This window comes from Streptomyces sp. SLBN-118 (genome assembly GCF_006715635.1).
Taxonomy (GTDB): Bacteria; Actinomycetota; Actinomycetes; order Streptomycetales; family Streptomycetaceae; genus Streptomyces.
The window spans coordinates 3289261-3307124 of sequence record NZ_VFNP01000002.1; the positions used below are offsets into that span (position 1 = coordinate 3289261).

The window sequence follows — 17864 nt, forward strand, 5'->3', positions numbered from 1 at the left end:
GCCCGGTCGGTACCCGCACTCAGGCCGTGACAGACCCGTTGAGCGCGGTGAGCGGGGTGTCGGCGAGGCCGAGTTCGCCTGCCTTGTCGAGCAGTTGGCTCAGCTGGGCCGTGGGCGCGTTGCCGGTGTTCATCAGCTTCATCAGCAGCGCGGACACGGTCAGGTTCTGCACATCAGCCGTGGAGACGGAGCCCAGCACCTTCGTCAGGTCGTCGGTGAAAGACGACGAGCCGTCCAGCCACGGGCCGGCCAGCGTCTGCGCGGTGTGCGAGTGCTGGACGAAGCCGTCGACGGCCTTGCCGAATGAGATGGACTGGACGAGCCGGTCGAAGAAGACGGAATCTCCGCCGACGATGTTGATGTCGGCGTTCTCAAGACCGGTGGCGAGGACCGTGGCCTGTGCTTCGGCCACCTGCCGCTGCACATCGAGGCCGGCCAGGCGGATGTCCTTCTCCGCCTCCAGGCGCAGCCGGTACTCCTCGTGCCCGCGCGAGGCGTCGTCGAGGGCGGCCATCGCCGCGGCCTTCTCGGTCAGACCCTCCGCCTCCGCCTTGAGCTTGTCCCCGATCGCCGCCGCGCCGGCCGCGCCCTTCGCCCGTACGCCTTCGGCTTCAGCCAGCAGCAGGGCCTGGGTAGCTCCGGCCTCCGCGCGGCCGGTCTTCTCGATCGCGCCGGCTTCCTTCTCCCGGACCTGCACGGCCGCCAGTCCGGCCGCCGCGGCCTCCGCCTGGATGCCCTCCGCCAGACGGATCTTGGCGCGGGCGTCCATGTCGGCGGCCTTGCTGCGGGCCTCGGCGAGGGTGAGCTCCTCCGCCGCCCGGTGCACCGCGGCCTGCTCGGCGGCCTCGGCCGCCTTGATGTCCTTGACCAGCTTCTCCTGCGCCTCGGCCTCGGCTGCGATGATCACGGTCTGGCGCTCGCGCTCGGCCTCCTCGACTGCGCGCAGCTTCTTGATGGACTCCTCCTGCTCGGCGACCGTACGGTCCACCGCCACCCGCTCCCGGATGACCTCGGCGATCTCCCGGCGCTCCGCCTCCACCTCCTTCTCGGCGGAGATACGGGTCAGTTCGGTCTCCCGGTCCCGCGCGATGACTTCGAGCAGACGGTCCTTCTCGATGCGCTCGCTCTCGACGGCTATGACCCGCTCGCGGTTCTTCTGGGCGACCGCGACCTCGCGGGCCTGGTTCTCCCTCTGTACGCCCAGCTGCTCCTCGGTCTTCAGGAAGGCGCTCTGCGCGCGCAGCCGCTCCTCCTCCACCACCCGCGCCGTCTCGGCTTCCTCACGGGCCCGTACGGTCTCGATCTCCCGCTTCTGCTTGATCTCGGCATCGGCCTGGCGGCGCTCCAGCTCCAAGATCGCCTCGCGGGCGTCCACGTTCTGGCGGGTGAGCTCTTTTTCCTCGTGCCGCTGGTACTCGTTGGTGCGGACGTGCTCAACGGCGGTCAGCTCGGTGATCTTCCGGATGCCCTGGGCGTCCAGGATGTTGGAGGCATCCAACTGCGCCAGCGGGGTCTGCTCGAGGTAGTCGATCGCCGCATCCTCCAGGCTGTAGCCGTTCAGATCGGTGCCGATGACCTGGATGATCCGGTCCCGGAACTCGTCACGCTTGGTGTAGAGGTCGGTGAAGTCGAGCTGCTTGCCGACCGTCTTGAGGGCCTCGGAGAACTTGGCGTTGAACAGGTCCTGGAGGGTGGTCTGGTCGCTGGCGCGTGCCGTGCCGATCGCCTGGGCGACCTTGATGACGTCCTCGACGGTCTTGTTGACCCGGACAAAGAAGGAAATCCGGATGTCGGCGCGGATGTTGTCCTTGCAGATCAGCCCGTCGCGGCCGGTGCGGGTGATGTCGATGGTCTTCACCGAGATGTCCATGACCTCGGCCTTGTGCAGCACGGGCAGGACGACCTGTCCGGTGAAGGTGACGTCCACCTTCCGCATCTTCGACACGATCAGTGCCTTGCCCTGCTCCACCTTCCGGAACAGGCGGCTGATCACGAAGAGCATGGCGATGGCGATGATCAGGGCAACGGCGACGAGCAGGCCGATGCCCATGGTGATGGCATCCATGAGAAGTCCTCGGTTGAGAGGGGAGAAAGTGCGAAGGCTCAAGCGGCGGAAGGGGGTTCGAGCGCCGTGTCGTAGGGAGCGACCCAGAAGAATTCGCCGGTGTCGTCGTATGCGTACAGCAACCCCGTGCTGCCCCATGCCAGTGCGTCCGTGCCGCTCTGGCGGACCTGTATGACGGCCGTGGAGCCGTCCCGCGCTCTGACTTCTGCCTGGCCGAAGTCAGCGTCCACCCACCCTGTACGGATGGTGCAGGTCAGCCCGACGAAGTCCTGGCGGGACGGCCCGGGATCATGGGGGAACAGCTTCGCCAGCGGCCGCACGACCAGCCGTGTCACGCACCACGCGAAAAGCAGGGATGCGAAGAGCAAAGCCGCGCCGAACAGATGGAGCAGGGCACCGGACATGCCCGAACGGGCGAGAAGTACGGAGCCGGTGAAGCTGGCGAACCAGGCCAGGGCAATCACCAGCGAGGCCGACACCGAGACAGGCACTCCACCGAGACTCAGCGCGTCGGTGTCCACATCGGTGTCGAAGCTGTCGGACTCGGCGGCGCCAAGCAGCACAAGCAGCCAGAAGCCGACGACGACCACGAGCGCCGAGGTGAACAGCACCGTAGGGAACCCGACAGCCGCATCAAGAAACTCAGTCATCGGTCATCCCCCTTCATGCGTCGACTCTCACGTCACGTCCGCTGGATCCCGGAGCAGTGCGCTTCTTCCCGCTTCCGGCAGACGATCTGTCCCTCCGCCCGGCCCAGCTCATGCTGACAGTGCGGCACGCCTGTTCGCATTGCCGTACACCGGCAATCTTTATGGCTCCCTGATGCCGGTCACCGCCCCCGGGAACGGGCATGCCACCCTTGAGCTCCGCGCGAAGGAAGTCGCCATCCGCGCGTCAAGAACGGGGAGGGGCCATGGCCGAGCAAGGGAGACCCGAGGAGTATCTGACGGGGTACACCCAGGTCCTGGCACGTGCCAGCGCCACCGGCCGGAAACTGACCCGCCACGAACTGGAATCGCTCCGGACCCGGGGCGAGCAGGCCGCAGAAGCAGGCATCGGGCTGCGTGCCCTGGTCCGAGCCCACCTCTGTGCCGCCCAGGCCGTCCGTCCCGAGCTGCCCCATTCCGCCGCCGACCATCTCCTCGCCGCCGTCGAGCAGGCCGTGGACGCCTTCGCGGAGGGCCATGAACGGGCACAGCGTCTCGCGGTACGCCAGGAGGAGGCGGCCCGCCGCGAGTTCATCGACGACCTGCTGTACGGGCGCAGCGACCTCGGCCGCCTCGCCGAGCGCGCCGAGCGATTCGGGCTGCTCCTCTCCCACGCCCACGCGGTCGCCGTGGCGCAGGGCGCCGAGCAGTACGACGACGGCTATCCCGTCACCCGGCGGATCGAGTCGTCCCTCGTCGCCCGTTTCGGAGACCGCCGCATCCTCCTCACCACGAAGGACGGACGGCTGATCTGTATCGCGCCCGGCGATCAGCCGGATGTGCTCAGCTTCTTCGCCAAGCAGGCCTACGCCGGGACGGACGGCGGCCGGGTGGCCATCGGCCGTGCCCACCCCGGCGCCGGAGGAGTTGTCCACTCCTACGAGGAGGCACTCAACGCCCTCGAGCTGGCCGGACGCATGGACCTCGAAGGTCCGCTTCTGCACGCGGCCGATCTGCTGGTCTACCCGGTGCTCACCCGGGACCGGCAAGCAATGGCCGACCTTGTGCGGAGCGTTCTCGGTCCGCTCCAGGAGGCCCGCGGCGGCGCCCAGCCGCTGATCGACACGCTCACCGCCTACTTCGACACGGGCTGCGTGACCGCCGCGGCGGCCCGGCGCCTCTCCCTGAGCGTCCGGGCCATGACCTACCGGCTCGACCGCATCCACAAACTGACAGGAGCCGACCCCGGCGACCCCGTCCACCGCTACACCCTCCAGACAGCGGTCATCGGCGCCCGGCTCCTGGACTGGCCCGCCACGGCCATCTGAGCGCTCAGGCCGTCCGTGAGCCCGGGTGAGGCCCGATCGGCGCTCCGCGGGCTCTGGGGTGTCCAGGGCGATCACCCGTCAGGCACCTCTCGGGAGTCCTGGCAGCCCCGGCCGCCATCGCCGCCGCCCTGGCGCCCTTCGCCGGAGCTGCTCTGGCGGGCCGTTGGGCGGCTATCCGGGGTTGTTCGTCCTGCTCGCTGCCGTATCAGCCCTCGCCGCTCTCCCGGCGACGGGCAGCGAGCCTGGCTGACTGGACGTCAGCATATGCGGCTCCCGAGGTGGAGCTCGCGACCCCGAGCTGGGGGTGCCAGAAGAGCAACCACCCACCTTGGCACCGGTACGGACAGGCGCTGCTCGGGCCGGAGGAGTGCCGTCAGAGCGGAAACGGTGACGACCCACCAGCGTGCGCGGCATGAACCTCCACTCGCTCCGCGACGTAAACACACGCAAGATTCATCACCAGGCCGCCCACGACGCCGCACCGGCCCGTGCGTCTGCGGCAGATGCGGAGTGAGCACTCACTCCGTCAGTGGATTTCGTGCGGACGAGCCACTGGCAAGGGGAGAGGGCCGGGGGAAGTCGTGCTTCCCCCCGGCCCTCGGTTGCGCCTACGGCGGTCAGTGGCTGCCGGCGAGTTCGCCGCTGAGCGTCTTGTGGATTCGGGCGCTGGGCTCGTTCAGCCCGATGATTTCCACGTTCTTGCCGCGTTGGGCGTACTTGGCCTCGATGGCGTCCAGGGCGGCGACGGAGGAGGCGTCCCAGATGTGGGCGGCGGAGAGGTCGATGACGACCTTGTCGGGGTCGGTGACGTAGTTGAACTGGCCGACGAGGTCGTCGGAGGAGGCGAAGAAGAGTTCGCCGGTGACCCGGTAGACGACGGTGGCGCTGTCGGGGCCGGTGACGGTGGTGACTTCCGCGAGGTGGGCGACGCGCTTGGCGAAGATGACCATGGCGGTCAGGGAGCCGGCGACGACGCCGATGGCGAGGTTGTGGGTGGCGACCACACACGCGACGGTGACCACCATGACGGTGAGCTCCCCGGCCGGCATTCGCTTGAGCGTCTTCGGCGCGATGGAGTGCCAGTCGAAGGTGGCCACCGAGACCATGACCATCACCGCGACGAGTGCGGCCATGGGGATGTCGGAGACGACCGGCCCGAACACGATGCACAGCACCATCAGCAACGCGCCCGCCAGGAACGTCGACAGCCGGGTGCGGGCGCCGGAGACCCGCACGTTGATCATCGTCTGGCCGATCATGGCGCAGCCGCCCATGCCGCCGAAGAAGCCGGTGACGATGTTGGCGATGCCCTGGCCGACGGATTCGCGGGTCTTGGAGGAGTGGGTGTCGGTGATGTCGTCGACCAGCTTGGCCGTCATCAGCGACTCCATCAGGCCGACCAGCGCCATGGCGAGCGCGTAAGGTGCGACGGTCGTCAGGGTGTCCAGGGTGAACGGCACGTCCGGCAGGCCGGGCACGGGGAGGGAGGACGGCAGGGCGCCCTTGTCGCCCACCGTCGGCACCGCGATCCCGGCCGCGACCGTGATGACGGCGAGGATCACGATCGACACCAGCGGCGCCGGGACCACCGTGGTGACCCTCGGGAAGAACACCATCAGCGCCAGCCCGGCCGCGATCAGCGGATAGACGGCCCAGGGCACGTCCGTCATCTCCGGCACCTGTGCCATGAAGATGAGGATGGCGAGGGAGTTGACGAAGCCGACCATCACGCTGCGCGGCACGAACCTCATCAGCTTGGCGACGCCGAGCGCGCCGAGGACGATCTGGAAGACGCCGGCCAAGATGACCGCGGCGACGAGGTAGCCGAAGCCGTGCTCGCGGTTGAGCGGGGCGATGACCAGAGCAACCGCGCCGGTGGCCGCGGAGATCATGGCCGGACGGCCGCCGACGACCGCGATGGTCACGGCCATCGTGAACGAGGCGAACAGGCCGATGGCCGGATCGACCCCGGCGATGATCGAGAAGGAGATCGCCTCCGGGATCAGCGCCAGGGCGACCACGAGTCCGGCCAGCACCTCGGTGCGCAGCACCTTCGGGTCGGACAGCCAGGACGGACGCCGGGAGCCACGCAGCCACGCGGCCGGGGACAGTGCGGAGGAGGACAAGATGAAGGGAACCTGTCGTGCTCGGGCACACCCGGCATCACGGCGGGCGCGCAGGAGGGCATGGAGCCGGAGCGGCCGGCCACGAAGTCCGCGAGCGGCGGACCGAAGTCAGTGGGCAGCAGCCGGGTGACCTGCTAGGGAACCGGTCGCTGCTCGGGGCGAAGGGTCAGGGTGGGCAGGCAGCGGCGCCGGGCATGACGGACATGCGCACGCTCTCTCCTGCTGTCGTGGACATCGGTCTTCGCCGGGGGCTTCGTCGGCCCCGACACGCCTGACGGTCACGGGAAGGCATCCCGCACCAGCGGAAACGGGCGCGGCAGGCAGCCGACGCAACGCTTCAGGCAACTCTACCCTAACGTTAGAGTAGAGAGATCGGCGGCAGCCGTCCGCGGCCGTGGCGAGTGACGAGGAAGGCATTCCGCGTGAGCAGCGAGCACATGCAGATCGGCGAGGTCGCAGCACGGACCGAGCTGTCGCTGCGCACCATCCGGCACTACGAGGAAACCGGCCTCGTCATCCCCTCCGCCCGCTCCCAGGGCGGCTTCCGCCTCTACACCGAGGCCGACGTCGCCCGCCTGATGGTCATCCGCCGCATGAAGCCGCTCGGCTTCACCCTCGAGGAGATGCGCGCCCTGCTGGAGGCCACCGAGCGCCTCGACTCGGGAGAGGAGCTGCCGCCCGAGGAGCGCGAATCACTGCTGGAGCGGATCCGCGGCTTCGAGCAGGCCGCCCAGCAACGGGTCGAGGATCTGCGCACCCAGCTGTCCCGGGCGCAGGAGTTCGCGGCCACACTGGCAAAGCGCCTCACCCGGACTCCCACGCCCTGACCCACCCAGCAGCCGCAGGGATCCCCGGACGGCACGACGATGAGCTCACCACCCGCCGGATCGCCGCGAAGTCGCGCGGTGATCGGGCTGAGTCCACGACACAGCCGTTCCCGTACCCTTCCTCAGAGCCGCCGCGCAGGCCCGGCTCCGGAGGGGGGCACGGACAATCGCGAGGGAGACGGCATGGGAGCCGCAGACCGGCAGAGTGCCGAAGACTGGAACGGCGTCGGCAACCGGCCCCGATCCACAGGTGACCGCACAGGCGAGTACGGCCACGACCACGCGTACGGGCATCCTCCTGAGTCTGTGCCTCCCCCCGGCTACGGCCCCGATGTCGGCGTGGGCCGTAGCCCCTCTCCGGCCATAGGCCACGGGCACAGCGCCGTGATGGGCGACGGGCACGCCAGAGTCACTGGCGCCGGACTTGGGCACGGTCCCGGCGGCGGGCACGACCACGATCATGGCGGCGACCATGGACACGGTCTCGATCCCGGCTCTGGTTCTGGTGGGGGGCACGGTCACACGCACAGCCATGGTCCGGCGGCCCCGGTCTCCAAGCATCTGCGCAAGGTCATCGCGGCGATCCTCATACCGTTCACAGCGGCCGTGGTGGTCGGGCTCGCGGTGCTGTGGCCCGGCGGTGCCCCGCCGCACGCGCGCACCGGCGTGGGATTCGACCGGCAGACCCAGCAGGCGACGGTCACCAAGGTCGCGAGCGTGAGCTGCAAGGCGGTGAACGCCTCGGGCGAGACCCCGACCGGCGACACGTCCACCGCTGAGGGCTCTTCCGCCCAGCAAGAGGCGAGCGGCACCTGCAAGAAGGCGACGATCCGCGTCGACACCGGCAAGGACAAGGGCCGTACGTTCACCGAGATCGTTCAGCCGGACCAGTCGCGGCAGTTGCACGAGGGTGAGAAGGTCGTGGCCGCCTACGAGCCCTCCGCGCCGAAGGACCTGCAGTACTCGGTCACCGACGTGAACCGGAAGTTCCCGATGGTGCTGCTCGCCGGCATCTTTGCTATCGCCGTCGTGGTGGTGGGCCGGATGCGTGGCGTGATGGCCCTGGTCGCGCTGGCCGTCAGTTTCATGGTGCTGACCTTCTTCATCCTGCCCGCGATCCTGCAGGGCTCGAACCCGCTGCTGGTGGCAGTCGTCGGGGCCAGCGCCATCATGCTGATCGCCCTCTACATGTGCCATGGCCTCTCGGCCCGCACGTCGGTCGCGGTGCTCGGCACACTGCTCTCGCTGGTGCTGATCGGCCTGCTCGGCTCCGGGTTCATCGACTGGGCAGCGCTGACCGGCAACACCGACGACAGCACCGGCCTGATCCACGGCCTGTATCCGAGCATTGACATGAGCGGTCTGCTGCTCGCGGGCGTCATCATCGGTTCGCTCGGTGTCCTCGACGACGTGACGGTCACGCAGACGTCGGCGGTCTGGGAGCTGCACGAGGCCAATCCGTCGATGGGCTGGCGCGGGTTGTACCGGGCGGGCATCCGCATCGGCCGCGACCACATCGCATCGGTCGTCAACACCCTTGTCCTCGCCTACGCCGGCGCCGCCCTGCCGCTGCTGCTGCTCTTCTCCATCGCGCAGAGCAGTGTGGGGACGGTCGCCAACAGCGAGCTGGTGGCCGAGGAGATCGTGCGCACGCTGGTGGGCTCGATCGGCCTGGTCGCCTCGGTGCCGGTCACCACGGCGCTGGCTGCCCTGGTGGTCTCGGCCGACCGATCCGGTCCCCAGGCGGCAACGGCGACAGCGGGCGCGGAGGCGGCGTCCGGCGGACCGGCTGCGGGCCGGAGTGGGAGAGGGCGTCGGCGGAAGCGGTAGCAGTGATCTTTCCAAGGTGGGCCCGGCCCGCGTGGCCCCTTGCCTGGTCCACCGCGGCATGGGAAAGCTGCCGATAACTGCCCAGGCCACTTCATATGGCGGAAGAGCGTGGGTTCACCTGTGGGAGTGGACTCGGGCGAGACCGCGCCCGCGCTCGAAGTCATCCTGTCTCATCCGACGGCGTGGTGCTCATGATGGTCGGCCTTGCCAAAGTTGCACACAGCGTCCAGGTGAGCCGTTGACGTGATACGGCAGTTGCGTCGCCCGCTACAAAGAGGCGGCGTTGATCGCATTTATCAACGGGTGGCTCTGACCGGCACTTTCCCAGCAGGGCACCCGACGGCATGTCATGTCAGCTGTGTGGCACGTCTGTTACGTCTATGCAGGACCCTTGTGCAATTCCTTTAGAAGGCTCAATCTTTCGGCTGACACACAGGAGATGCGCAGGACGTATCCGGGAGAGGTTCACCCAGCCTTGGCATGCTCACGCCATTCCCGTCGTGCCTCTTCGTGTGTGCACCACCCCCCCACCAGCGCACCACCGATTGAGGAGGATCCCTCAGATGGCAGTGATGCGTCATTCCCGCCGAAGACTGGCCGCGATCAGCGCCACGGCCACCGCGGTGCTCGCCGCGGGCCTCGTCTCCGCCCTCCCCGCCGGCGCCGCTCCGGCCGCTCCCGAAGGCCGCATCCAGTACGAGGGGGCGGCGAACTCCGTCGCCGGCAGCTACATCGTGACCCTGAAGTCGAACGCGGCGAAGGCCGGCTCCGCCGAGGGCCGGGCCCTGGCCAAGCACTACGGCGCCACGATCGAGCGCACGTACCGCAAGGCCCTGAACGGCTATGCGATCGAGGCGTCCGAGGCGGAGGCAAAGCGATTCGCCGCCGACCCGGCCGTCGCGTCCGTCGTCCAGAACCGCACCTTCCACATTGACGCGACCCAGACCAACCCGCCCTCTTGGGGCCTGGACCGCATCGACCAGAAGAACCTCCCGCTGGACAGCAAGTACACCTACCCGGACTCCGCCGGGCAGGGCGTGACGGCGTACATCGTCGACACCGGTGTCCGCATCACGCACACCGACTTCGGCGGTCGCGCCTCCTACGGCTACGACGCTGTCGACAACGACAACACAGCCCAGGACGGCAACGGCCACGGCACACACGTCGCCGGCACCGTCGCCGGGAACGCCTACGGCGTCGCCAAGAAGGCGAAGATCGTCGCCGTCCGCGTGCTCAACAACTCAGGCTCCGGCACCACCGCCCAAGTTGTCGCCGGCATCGACTGGGTCGCCCAGAACCACTCCGGCCCGTCCGTCGCCAACATGTCTCTCGGCGGCGGCGCCGACAGCGCCCTCGACACCGCCGTACGCAACGCCATCGCCTCCGGAGTCACCTTCGCCGTCGCTGCCGGCAATGACAGCTCCAACGCCTCCAACTACTCGCCCGCGCGCGTGAGCGAGGCCATTACGGTCGGCTCGACCACCTCCAGCGACGCCCGCTCCAGTTTCTCCAACTACGGCTCCATCCTGGACATCTTCGCACCGGGCTCGTCCATCACCTCGTCCTGGAACTCCAGCGACACCGCGACGAACACGATCTCTGGCACGTCGATGGCGACACCGCACGTGACAGGCGCGGCAGCGGTCTATTTGGCGGACCATCCCGGCTCCACGCCCGCGCAGGTCGCCTCCGGCCTCGTCGCCGCCGCCTCCACCGGCGTCGTCGGCAACCCGGGCACCGGCTCGCCCAACCGCCTCCTGAACGTCGGCGGTGGAACGACCACGCCTCCCGGCCCGCGCTTCGAGAACGCCGCCGACTACGCGATCAACGACAACTCCACGGTCGAGTCGCCCGTCACCGTCAGCGGCGTCTCGGGCAACGCGCCCTCGGCCCTGGCCGTCGAGGTCCACATCGTCCACACCTACATCGGCGACCTCCAGGTCCAGCTGATCGCCCCCGACGGCACCGCGTACACGCTCAAGTCGTACGGCACCGGCGGCAGTTCGGACAACATCAACACCACGTACTCCGTCAACGCCTCCTCCGAGATCGCGAACGGCACATGGAAACTGAGGGTCAGCGACAACGCCGACCTGGACACGGGGAAGATCGACTCCTGGGCGCTCCAGTTCTGACGCTCACCGGCTGACGGCCCTCGTCCTCGCGTCGTACGGCACCGGGTCCGTGACCCAGCCCGCCGCGAGGACGAGGCGCGTGCCCCGGTAGAGGGCGAGGAAGCCGAAGTGACAGTGAGCGCTGCCTGGCCAGGGACGACTGGACAGAGGGCTATCCGCACAAACCCGAGCCGTGGCCGGGGCTGCGCACCATGCCAGGGCTTGAGCCCGATGAACTGGCCCAGGTGGAGCGGCTGGTGAGGAAGGCGACCGGCGCCCGGAGGATCTGGGCCGAACAGCCGTCGGGCGGCGGCACGTTCAACCACAACTGCGTTCAGGTCGTCGGCGAGGGCGAATGCGAGCCACGGCCCCACACCGATTCGCGGACACTGTGCCGCTACGCGGCGGTTCTCTATCTCAACCCGCGGGTTCCCAAGAACTGCGGGACCAGCTTCTACCGCCAGAGCCTGCCCGGCGGATCCCTGGGCGGCAATCACGTAGCTGCCCCGCACAACAACCTCGTCGACGCGCTGGGCACACGTTTCGTCTCACCGGACTCTTTCGTCGAGGATGTGAGGGTCCCCCATCGCGCCAACCGGCTGCTGCTGTACTCCGCCAACCTGATCCACACTGCCACCGGCTACTGGGGTCAGACCCTGGAGGAGAAGCGCATGACAGCCGTCTTCTTCTGGAAGGCCTGAACCACGGGAGCCGGAGCGAGTGCCAGGGGTGTGCACACATCCCTGGCCGAGCATCCAGCGAGCCCCCGCCGGCCTGTGCTGTCGTCACGCACCAGGAACGCCAACGCCGCCGCGGGGGTGATGCCCCGGCGCACCAGCGCCCCGGCCACCGGCACGGAGGCGCACTCGCATCCGGGCAGGACCGCCCCGGCCATCCCGGCGACCGGCACCGCCAGGGCTGGTTGTGGCAGCGGCTGGGCCGCACCGACTGGCTGCGCCCACCGGATCGCCCGTCGTCCGACGGCCTCAGCAAAGGGGCGGCGTTCTGGGGTTCCGTACGGCATGACGTGATGCACGCCGGCGGCTTCCTCGTCGTCGGCGCGATGGCCGCGGCCACTCTCAAAGCGGTGGTGCCGGCAGGCTGGCTGCACGCCGCGGCGGGAAACCCTGTGGTGTCGATCCTCGCCCTGGCGGTCCTCGCGGTGCTGTTGTCGATCTGCTCCGAGGCCGACGCGTTCGTGGCCGCGTCCCTGTCCCAGTTCTCGCTCACCGCCCGGCTGGTATTCCTCGTCGTCGGGCCGATGATCGACCTGAAGCTGTTCGCCATGCAGGCGGCCACGTTCGGCCGCGGGTTCGCGCTACGGTTCGCCCCTGCCACCTTCGCCCTGGCCGTCCTCATGTCGGTCCTGGTCGGGGCGGTGCTGCTGTGAACCGGCAGGCGCAAGCAGTCGTGCTGTTCCTCGTCGGCGGGGCGGCGCTGCGCGCCGGTTTCACCGACCTCTACCTGCGTTACGTCAAGGCCGGGTTGCGACCGTTGCTGCTGGTGGCCGGCATCGTCCTGATCGTCGCCGCCATCGCCACCGTCTGGTACGAACTGCGTCGGCCGCGCGTAACCGAGGAGAACCAGCCTGAGCGTGAGCACCACGACCTGCGCGGCCACGCCCACCGCGAACCGCGCATCGCCTGGCTCCTGGCCCTGCCCCTGCTCGCTCTCGTCTTGGTTGCCCCACCCGCACTGGGCTCCTACAGCGCCATGCGCACCGGAACGGGCCTGCAAAAGCCCTGGGGTTTCCCCGCCCTCCCCGTCGGCGACCCCATCCAGCTCAGCGTCGTCGACTACGCCGGGCGAGCCGTTTACGACCACGGACGCTCACTCAACGACCGGCAGATCAAAGTCACCGGCTTCATCACCTTCGACGGCAGCGGCGCACCCTACCTGACCCGCATGATCCTCAACTGCTGCGCTGCCGACGCCCTGCCCGTCAAGATCGGCCTGTCGGGACAGATTCCTCCCGTCCTCAAGCCCGACGCGTGGCTCGAAGTCACCGGCACCTACACCAGCAAGCAGACCAAAGACCCCGTCAACGACGGCGCCATCCCATTCCTCAACATCAGCCATGCCAGACCGGTCCCTGCCCCACACGACCAGTACGAAGAGTGAAGTAGTCAGGTACGCATATCCGCTTCGAGACGGGCCGAGCTTGCCACGAGTGAAGCGGTGACCCCGTGCCGCGGCGCTGTGAGCACCTGCTGTGCGGGTCCCTGCTCGATGAGCTCACCGGCGTCCAGTACGGCGATCCGGGCGGCAGTCGCTGCGGTGTCGAGGTCGTGGGTGATGAGGAACAGGGCCAGTTCGGGTCGGTCTCGCAGCAGGCCGGCGAGCGTGTCCAGGAGGCCGCGTCGGGTGACCGTGTCGAGGCCGGAGGTGATCGGTCGCGCAGAGCAGGCGACTTCGCCACAACGAACGGCCAGCTACGACAGCATCAGCCCGATTTGATAATGGAATCCATTATCAAATAACCTCGGCGGCGCCACCCAGAGAGGACCCCGAACCCATGGCCGTACCCAAGCGGAAGATGTCCCGCAGCAACACCCGCCACCGCCGCGCCCAGTGGAAGGCCAGCACACCGCAGCTCGTGCCGATCACGGTCGACGGCGTCGCCCATCTGGTGCCCCAGCGGCTGGCCAAGGCGTACGAGCGCGGTCTGCTGCGCCCCGAAGGCTGACGCGCGACGCCTGCGAGCACGAGCACCCGGAACTCGTACCGCAGATGTGAGGACTCCGGGTTGGGCGGTGGTCGCAGCCATGGCACTGCCCAACCCGGTACGCCCACCCGCCCCGCGAGGGCGGTGGACTATGCCGGTTCGACCGTGTGTCCGACGATGGTGGGCATCAGCCAATCTCCGGGATGAGCGCATCCCGCGGTTATCGTGATGCTCTCTCAGACAACCGGAGCCGACGTGAACGAAGCGGACGGGTTGGTGAAAGACCTGCGGGTCGACACCCCAGGGCAGCCCGGGACAATCACTGCGTCGGGTCGCCCCGCCCCGGCGTCCGTCCTTGCAACAGGCGCTGTCTCGGCACTGGCCGTTGTCGGGCTCGCCTGGGCCGCAGGCGCAGCCGACTGGCTGACCCATCCCGGCTTCCGTGCCTGGCAGACCGTCTGCGTGGCCGTCACCGTTCAAGCCCTTCCGTTCCTCATCCTGGGGACGCTGATCTCCGGAGCAGTCAACGCCTTCGTACCGGCGCAGGCGTTCAGTAAGGTGCTGCCGCGCAATCCGGTGCTCGCGGTGCCTGTGGCAAGCGCGGCCGGGATCGTGCTGCCGGGCTGCGAGTGCGCCTCGGTACCCGTGGCCGGGAGCCTGATCCGGCGGGGAGTGACACCGGCCGCCGCCTTCGCGTTCCTCCTGTCGGCACCGGCCGTCAACCCGATCGTCCTCACCGCAACCGCCGTTGCGTTCCCCGGCAAGCCGGAGATGGTTGCCGCCCGGCTCATCGCTTCATTGGCCACCTCCGCGGCGATGGGCTGGCTGTGGCTGAAGCTCGGCCGTTCAAAGTGGTTGCGGATGCCGGCCCGGCACACCGGCCACCAGCACGGGCACAGCCGCTGGGAAGAGTTCCGCCTCGGCTTCCAGCACGACTTCCTGCACGCCGGCGGGTTCCTCGTACTCGGCGCCATGGCCGCGGCCACCTTCAATGTCACCGTGCCACGATCGGTGCTGGACACCTTCTCCGGCTCGCCCTGGACGTCGGTGCTGTTCCTCGCCGGGCTCGCGATCGTCCTCGCCGTCTGCTCGGAGGCCGACGCCTTCGTCGCCGCCTCGCTGACCGGCTTCTCCTCCACCGCCCGCCTGACGTTCATGGTCGTCGGCCCCATGGTCGACCTCAAACTGATCGCCCTGCAGGCCGGAACATTCGGCCGGTCCTTCGCACTCCGGTTCTCGGCGGCCACCGCGGTGGCCGCCATCGTGTGCAGTGTCCTCGTCGGGTGGTGGCTGCTGTGAGGCGCACCTTCCAACCTCTGTTGCTCCTGCTGACCGGAGCCGGGCTCCTGCGCGTGTCCCTGTTCAGCGACATCGGCCTGCGCTACGTGAAAGAAGGGCTGCAGCCCTTCCTCGTCGCATCCGGGATCACCCTGTGCGCACTGGGACTGATCGGCGCTCGACGCGACGGGCTGCCCCTCCTCGGCCGCCGCCAGGAGCACGCCAGCCCGCAAAGCGACGGCGGCACGCAGTCGGAGCATGGACACGACCACTCCCACGGCCCTCGCATCGCCTGGCTTCTGCTACTACCCGCGCTCGCACTGCTCCTCTTCGCCCCGCCGGCCCTGGGCTCCTACACCGCAGCACGTGACAATCCGAAGATCGTCGAGGACTACGAGCGCTTCGAGCCGCTCGCCGCTCACGGCCCCGCTCCGCTCTCTCTGACCGAGTTCATCGCGCGGGCTCAGCAGGACGACAAGCAGAGCCTCAAGGGCCGCACCGTCCTCATGCAGGGGTTTGTCACGCCGGGCCCCGACGGGACCTGGGATCTGACCCGGCTCCTGGTGGCCTGCTGCGCGGCCGATGCACAGTCGCTGACCGTCACGGTGCACGGTGCAAAGGCACCGCCTGCCGACGCCTGGGTGAAAGTGACCGGTACCTGGCATCCGCGCGGCGCTCTGGGTACCTACTCCGCAGCCCTGGCACTCGACGTGGCAACCATCGAGCGAATCCCGGAGCCTCCCGTCCCGTACATCGACAGGGCCCCAGCCGTCGGCTGAAAGCTCGATACCGCCAGGCGACGGCCTTGCCGCCCAGCGCAAGGCCGGCCGCGAACTCGCCTCCGCCTCTGCGGTCGCGGACTCCAAGCAGACCCTGCTGTGCACGTACCTGTCTGCCGTCCTCCTGGTGGGCCTTGTACTCAACGCCACCGGAAGGCCGCGACGCCTGGCAGGGCAAGGGCTGCTGCGCACCCTCCACCCCCCGCCACGGCGGGCCGCGGCCTGGCGATGGCCGAAGAAGACGCGTACGGCTGCCGTCCCGGGTGCGACTGCTGTAAGTGACAGGCCGCTCTGCTGCTTTCGTAACTCGTTCTCACGCACAAAGCCACGCACCCGGACAAGCGATGCGGCGGCCACCTTGCGCGAGAACTGAACCGCGGCCGGACAGGTTCACGTGCGAACCGATGGGCTGCTGGCCGTGACTGCGCCGAATCACGGCCAGCAGCAGCGGATCCGCCGCGAGGGCGGCACCCTCACCAGGACGACTTGGTGACTCCGGGAAGGAATCCGGCGTGGGCCTGCTCGCGCATACGGACGCGCGACAACCCGAACCGCCGCAGGTGTCCCCGCGGCCGGCCGTCCACGCTGTCCCGGTTGCGCACCCGGGTCGCGCTGGCGTCGCGCGGCTGGCGTCGAAGGTCCGCCAGAGCAGCAGCCCGCTCCGCCTTCCTCACCCGTTCCACCGCCACCAGCGACAAGACGATCGAGTGGGAGGACGGCAACACGTACCCCGTCGTCGACGTCGAGATCTCGAACGTGAGCCACCCCTTCTACACAGGCACCGCCCGCGTCCTGGACACCGCCGGCCGCGTGGAGCGATTCGAGCGCCGCTACAGCAAGCGCGAGGCGAACTGATGCAGAACCAGCCCCGGCTGCCCGTCGTGATCGTCGGCGGGCTTCACTCCGACGCCCGCAAGGAGGTTGTGGAGCGTCTCCTGCGCACCGTCCCCGGCAGCGTCGCCCTCCACCATGACCTGGCCTCAGCGGCCGACGGCACCCTGCGGCGCCTGGTGCGCGACTCCTCGCGCCAGCTGTCCTGCGGCGATGCCCCGCTCGTCAACGACTGCGCCTGCTGCGCGCTGCGCGAAGACCTGGTCCCCGAGCTGGAGCGCCTGGCCGCCGACGGTCTGACCCGGCTCGCGATCGTCGAGCTGTGGGACTCCGTCGAACCCAAAGCGATGGCAGAGGTCGTCGTCACGCACGGCGGAGACGCCCTCGATCTCACCAACGTGATGACCGCCGTCGACCCCGCGCTCGTGCTGCCCTACCTCGCCAACGGCGATGACCTGGCCGAGGTCGGTCTCGCTGCTGCCACCACCGATCAGCGCACAGTCGGCGACACCTGGGCCCGTCAGCTGGAGTACGCACCCGTGCTCGCTCTCGTCGACAGCGAAGAAGCCGACGACAAGGACCGCGCGCTCCTCGCTCAACTCCACCCGACCGCACACCAGGTGCCCGCCGGATCAGGCGAACTCGCCCAACTGGCCTTCGCAGGCTTCGACGTGGAACGCAGCACGGATCCGTCGTTCCCGTCTGCTACGAGCACATCAGCCCCTGCCGAAGCGGCCACGAACTCTGGTGCGACCAAGGCCGCATCGCCAAAGAGCGACACCGAACGCTGCTTTCACCGCGCCGAGTACCTCCAGCAGATCCCGCAGGCCAGCCTCACCCACCAACTTCTCTACCCCTACCGCGCCGACGCCGAGTCCGTGCACAGCCAGTTCGACCTCAGCCTCTGGAACCGTCGCAAGATCGCCTACGGCGTCGAACGCCAGAAGATCTTCGTCCTCGGCTTCGCCCTCTCGCAGAATGCCACCAGCCACCAGATCCACCTCGAAGCCCGCAGCAACGCCCAGCGGGCACTCCGCATGGCCTGACACCCCTCCACTCATCACGACGGCCGCACCCCCACCCCGGGGTACGGCCGTCGTCCATTTACGCCCCTGAGAGGGCGAGCGGAACAGAACGGACGCCGCAGCCACCTCACAGCACCCCCACGACGCCCCAGGCCTCCCCGCCCCCACCCCGCACGCCCAGAACCCCCAGGTCACAGCCACGCCCTCACCGAGGCCCCGCTCCCACGGCAATCCGGGCGACCACGCCCAGCACGATCCGCTAGGCTGTCAGCGGTCAGTCGGCTACTGGGTGTGTGCCGGGGAAGGTGTCCACTAGGACATCCTGCCCATCACGTGCGCATGTCGG

14 protein-coding genes and 5 pseudogenes are annotated in these 17864 nt (G+C 68.8%); 13 read left to right on the top strand and 6 right to left on the bottom strand.

The features are described from left to right. Positions 1-19 precede the first annotated feature (19 nt). On the bottom strand, positions 20-2065 hold the full coding sequence (locus tag FBY35_RS33405; RefSeq protein ID WP_186357126.1) for an SPFH domain-containing protein: 2046 nt from the start codon (positions 2063-2065) through the stop codon (positions 20-22). A gap of 38 nt (positions 2066-2103) precedes the next feature. Next, on the bottom strand, positions 2104-2715 hold the full coding sequence (locus tag FBY35_RS33410) for a DUF1449 family protein (protein ID WP_142217650.1): 612 nt from the start codon (positions 2713-2715) through the stop codon (positions 2104-2106). A gap of 263 nt (positions 2716-2978) precedes the next feature. Here FBY35_RS33410 and FBY35_RS33415 point away from each other — a divergent pair, with 263 nt between their 5' ends. Continuing rightward, on the top strand, positions 2979-4040 hold the full coding sequence (locus FBY35_RS33415) for a CdaR family transcriptional regulator (protein ID WP_142217651.1): 1062 nt from the start codon (positions 2979-2981) through the stop codon (positions 4038-4040). Positions 4041-4657: 617 nt separating this feature from the next. Here FBY35_RS33415 and FBY35_RS33425 read toward each other — a convergent pair. After that, on the bottom strand, positions 4658-6166 hold the full coding sequence (locus tag FBY35_RS33425; protein WP_142217652.1) for a SulP family inorganic anion transporter: 1509 nt from the start codon (positions 6164-6166) through the stop codon (positions 4658-4660). Between the two features lie 422 nt (positions 6167-6588). Here FBY35_RS33425 and FBY35_RS33430 point away from each other — a divergent pair, with 422 nt between their 5' ends. The 4 genes and pseudogenes from FBY35_RS33430 to FBY35_RS33445 all read left to right on the top strand — a co-directional run. Continuing rightward, positions 6589-6993 (top strand): MerR family transcriptional regulator, encoded by a 405-nt coding sequence (locus tag FBY35_RS33430; protein ID WP_186357127.1) that lies wholly within the window; start codon positions 6589-6591, stop codon positions 6991-6993. A 387-nt stretch (positions 6994-7380) separates the two neighbouring features. Then, complete coding sequence (locus FBY35_RS33435; protein ID WP_142218308.1) at positions 7381-8823, top strand: YibE/F family protein; 1443 nt, start codon at positions 7381-7383, stop codon at positions 8821-8823. A 563-nt stretch (positions 8824-9386) separates the two neighbouring features. Further along, entirely contained in the window at positions 9387-10961 is a 1575-nt protein-coding gene (locus tag FBY35_RS33440) for a S8 family peptidase (RefSeq protein WP_142217653.1), read from the top strand. A 116-nt stretch (positions 10962-11077) separates the two neighbouring features. Continuing rightward, a pseudogene (locus tag FBY35_RS33445) lies at positions 11078-11641 on the top strand (DUF6445 family protein); the annotation flags it as partial. Here FBY35_RS33445 and FBY35_RS38155 read toward each other — a convergent pair. Further along, positions 11590-11964 carry a permease gene (locus tag FBY35_RS38155; protein WP_399209526.1) on the bottom strand — a complete coding sequence of 125 codons (375 nt, stop codon included), beginning with the start codon at positions 11962-11964 and terminating at the stop codon, positions 11590-11592. The pseudogene FBY35_RS33445 and the gene FBY35_RS38155 sit on opposite strands and share 52 nt — an antisense overlap. Between FBY35_RS38155 and FBY35_RS33455 the strand changes: the two are divergent. Both FBY35_RS33455 and FBY35_RS33460 read left to right on the top strand, forming a co-directional pair. Then, positions 11857-12330, top strand: a pseudogene (locus FBY35_RS33455) (permease); the annotation flags it as partial. The gene FBY35_RS38155 and the pseudogene FBY35_RS33455 sit on opposite strands and share 108 nt — an antisense overlap. After that, complete coding sequence (locus FBY35_RS33460) at positions 12327-13061, top strand: TIGR03943 family putative permease subunit (protein ID WP_142217654.1); 735 nt, start codon at positions 12327-12329, stop codon at positions 13059-13061. The pseudogene FBY35_RS33455 and the gene FBY35_RS33460, both read left to right, overlap by 4 nt. A 5-nt stretch (positions 13062-13066) precedes the next feature. Here the strand turns inward: FBY35_RS33460 and FBY35_RS37605 are convergent. Beyond that, positions 13067-13330, bottom strand: a pseudogene (locus tag FBY35_RS37605) (ABC transporter ATP-binding protein); the annotation flags it as partial. Positions 13331-13455: 125 nt separating this feature from the next. Here FBY35_RS37605 and rpmF point away from each other — a divergent pair. The 4 genes and pseudogenes from rpmF to FBY35_RS37610 form a co-directional block, all read left to right on the top strand. Next, positions 13456-13626: a 50S ribosomal protein L32 gene (gene rpmF / locus FBY35_RS33470; RefSeq protein WP_142217655.1), complete on the top strand. Its 171-nt coding sequence runs from the start codon at positions 13456-13458 to the stop codon at positions 13624-13626. Between the two features lie 234 nt (positions 13627-13860). Beyond that, positions 13861-14904, top strand: a complete 1044-nt coding sequence (locus FBY35_RS33475; protein ID WP_399209315.1) for a permease — start codon at positions 13861-13863, stop codon at positions 14902-14904. Beyond that, complete coding sequence (locus FBY35_RS33480) at positions 14901-15662, top strand: TIGR03943 family putative permease subunit (RefSeq protein WP_142217657.1); 762 nt, start codon at positions 14901-14903, stop codon at positions 15660-15662. The genes FBY35_RS33475 and FBY35_RS33480 overlap by 4 nt, the downstream gene beginning before the upstream one ends. A gap of 28 nt (positions 15663-15690) precedes the next feature. Further along, a pseudogene (locus FBY35_RS37610) lies at positions 15691-15944 on the top strand (cation transporter); the annotation flags it as partial. A 191-nt stretch (positions 15945-16135) separates the two neighbouring features. On the opposite strand, the pseudogene rpsN reads toward FBY35_RS37610, so the two are convergent. Beyond that, positions 16136-16324, bottom strand: a pseudogene (gene rpsN, locus FBY35_RS33490) (30S ribosomal protein S14); the annotation flags it as partial. On the opposite strand from rpsN, the gene FBY35_RS33495 reads away from it, so the two are divergent. Together FBY35_RS33495 and FBY35_RS37615 are read left to right on the top strand one after the other, a co-directional pair. Continuing rightward, on the top strand, positions 16275-16517 hold the full coding sequence (locus FBY35_RS33495) for a type B 50S ribosomal protein L31 (protein ID WP_142218309.1): 243 nt from the start codon (positions 16275-16277) through the stop codon (positions 16515-16517). The pseudogene rpsN and the gene FBY35_RS33495 sit on opposite strands and share 50 nt — an antisense overlap. Further along, positions 16517-17539, top strand: coding sequence for a GTP-binding protein (locus FBY35_RS37615; RefSeq protein WP_260848898.1), 1023 nt, complete (start codon positions 16517-16519; stop codon positions 17537-17539). Before FBY35_RS33495 ends, FBY35_RS37615 begins: the two co-directional genes overlap by 1 nt. The last annotated feature ends 325 nt before the right edge of the window (positions 17540-17864 follow it).

What these genes read in the sequence shown, in the direction of transcription:
- FBY35_RS37615 (WP_260848898.1), top strand. Translation starts at nt 16,517, where the DNA reads ATGCAGAACCAGCCCCGGCTGCCCGTCGTGATCGTCGGCGGGCTTCAC.
- FBY35_RS33415 (WP_142217651.1), top strand. Translation starts at nt 2,979, where the DNA reads ATGGCCGAGCAAGGGAGACCCGAGGAGTATCTGACGGGGTACACCCAG.
- FBY35_RS33410 (WP_142217650.1), bottom strand. Translation starts at nt 2,715, where the DNA reads ATGACTGAGTTTCTTGATGCGGCTGTCGGGTTCCCTACGGTGCTGTTC.
- FBY35_RS33405 (WP_186357126.1), bottom strand. Translation starts at nt 2,065, where the DNA reads ATGGATGCCATCACCATGGGCATCGGCCTGCTCGTCGCCGTTGCCCTG.
- FBY35_RS33440 (WP_142217653.1), top strand. Translation starts at nt 9,387, where the DNA reads ATGGCAGTGATGCGTCATTCCCGCCGAAGACTGGCCGCGATCAGCGCC.
- FBY35_RS33435 (WP_142218308.1), top strand. Translation starts at nt 7,381, where the DNA reads ATGGGCGACGGGCACGCCAGAGTCACTGGCGCCGGACTTGGGCACGGT.
- FBY35_RS38155 (WP_399209526.1), bottom strand. Translation starts at nt 11,964, where the DNA reads ATGCCGTACGGAACCCCAGAACGCCGCCCCTTTGCTGAGGCCGTCGGA.
- rpmF (WP_142217655.1), top strand. Translation starts at nt 13,456, where the DNA reads ATGGCCGTACCCAAGCGGAAGATGTCCCGCAGCAACACCCGCCACCGC.